Genomic DNA, 2017 nt, shown 5'->3' on the forward strand with positions numbered 1-2017 from the left:
TTTCGGGTCATGCAGTGCGCCTGGCGCAACGGCGTGCTGGACAAGTTCATGGTCATCCAGGGGGAGGCCCTGGAGGGGGTGATGGCGGACACGGGCATGAACCTGGGGGACCTCCTCAACCGCCTGGACGAGGCCTCGGAGGAGACGGTGCAAAAGATAGACCGCCTGCTGGACCGAGCCGGCCCCCTGATGAGGCACCTGGACTCGGACCGCCTCATGCGCCTGGCCTCCCGCCTGCTGGACCTCTCCCCGGTGAGGAAGGCCATGGTGGCGGGGATGCGGGCCAACATGGCCCGGGCCGCCACCGGCGCCCCGCGCCCCTCGCCACGGGAGCTGGTGATGGCGCTCCTGGGACGGACGTCCTTTAAGGAGGAGCCATGCTTGCACCGGAGATAAAGCAAAAGCTCGCCTCCATCGTGGGGGCGGACGACGTATCGGAGGACGAGGCCGCCCCCTCCGGCCCGCCTTGCGGGAAAGCCTCGGGGAAAGAAGTCCTTTAAGGAGGAGCCATGCTTGCACCGGAGATAAAGCAAAAGCTCGCCTCCATCGTGGGGGCGGACGACGTATCGGAGGACGAGGCCGCCCTCTCCGCCTACCGCTCCGGGGGGGCGGTGGAGGGGGGAAAGCCCCTGCTCCTGGTGCGCCCCTCCTCCACCGCCGAGGTGCGCTCGCTGGTAAGGCTCGCCCGCGAGGAGGGACTCAACCTGGTCCTCTCCTCCTCCGCCCCGCCCCGCCTGCGGGGGGATTCGGTGCCGGAGGGCGAGGGGATCGTGGTGGACATGTCGGGCATGGACCGCATCGTGCGCTTAGGCCGCCGCAACAAGGTGGCCTTGATCGAGCCCGGGGTGACCTTCGAGCGCTTGATCCCCGCCGCCGACGCCGCCGGGCTCAAGGTGCTCATGCCCCTGCGCCCCAAGGCCGGCAAGTCCGTGCTCGCCTCGGCGCTCGAGCGCGAGCCCATCCTAATCCCCAAGTACCACTGGGACATGACCGACCCCATGCTCTGCACCGAGCTCATCTTCGGCACCGGCGACCTCTTCCGCACCGGGTCCGCCGCCGGCCCCGGGTCCCTGGAGCAGCAGTGGGCGGCGGGGGGAGCCCAGAAGAACCCCATGGGCCCCGCCCAGACCGACTTCGTGCGCGTGGTGCAGGGGGCCCAGGGCACCATGGCCGCCGTCACCTGGTGCACCCTCAAGCTGGAGGTAAAGCCCTCCATACACCGCATCTGGTTCGTCCCCGAGGCCAAGCTCTCCCGCCTCTCGGAGTTCACCTACCGCTCCCTGCGCCCCAAGCTCGCAGACGAGTGGCTGATCCTCAACGCCTACGCCCTGGCCGCCCTCACCTGCGGGGAGGCGGGGGAGGCGGTGGACGAGCTGGCGGAGAGACAGGCCCCCTGGACCCTGATCTACGGGGTCTCGGGATACGAGTACCTGCCGGAGGAGCGCGTGGCCTACCAGGAGCGCGACCTCGCCCGCCACGCCCAGGCGGCGGGGGTGGTGCCCGTCCCCGAGGTGCCGGGGTGCTCCTGGCGGAGGATGGAGGCCATCCTCTCCTCCCCCTCTCCCGAGCCCTACTACAAGACGGGGCCCCGGGGGGACTTCCTGGACCTCTTCTTCCTCACCACCCTGGACCGGGTGCCCGCCTTCACGGAGGTCATGCGGGAGGAGGCGGAGCGCTTCTCCTATCCCCCGGAGAGGTTGGGAGCCTACATCCAGCCCATCCAGCAAGGCAGGAACGTGCACGTAGAGTTCACCCTCTACTTCCGGCCCGCAGAGCGCGAGCGGGCGCTCGAGCTCTTCTCCTCCGCCTCCGCCGCCCTGGCAAGCGCGGGGGCCTTCTTCAGCCGCCCCTACGGGCCCTGGGCCTCCCTGGCTTACGCCCGCTGCCCCGACACCGTGGCCGCCCTGCGCAAGGTCAAGGGCATCCTGGACCCCGACCACGTGCTCAACCGGGGAAAGCTGTGCTTCAAGATGGAGGAGGTGGGCTAGATGGCGGGCCGCAACCCCTGCCCCGACAC

General features: G+C 69.9%; 2 protein-coding genes. Both read left to right on the forward strand.

What is annotated here, in order from left to right:
• Positions 1-396: hypothetical protein (locus H5T74_14530; protein MBC7231591.1), on the forward strand; the 396-nt coding region annotated here is incomplete at its 5' end.
• A 113-nt stretch (positions 397-509) separates the two neighbouring features.
• On the forward strand, positions 510-1988 hold the full coding sequence (locus H5T74_14535; GenBank protein MBC7231592.1) for an FAD-binding oxidoreductase: 1479 nt from the start codon (positions 510-512) through the stop codon (positions 1986-1988).
• The last annotated feature ends 29 nt before the right edge of the window (positions 1989-2017 follow it).

It is taken from the genome of Actinomycetota bacterium, from assembly GCA_014360645.1.
Taxonomy (GTDB): Bacteria; Actinomycetota; Geothermincolia; order Geothermincolales; family RBG-13-55-18; genus Solincola_B.

What these genes read in the sequence shown, in the direction of transcription:
- H5T74_14535 (MBC7231592.1), top strand. Translation starts at nt 510, where the DNA reads ATGCTTGCACCGGAGATAAAGCAAAAGCTCGCCTCCATCGTGGGGGCG.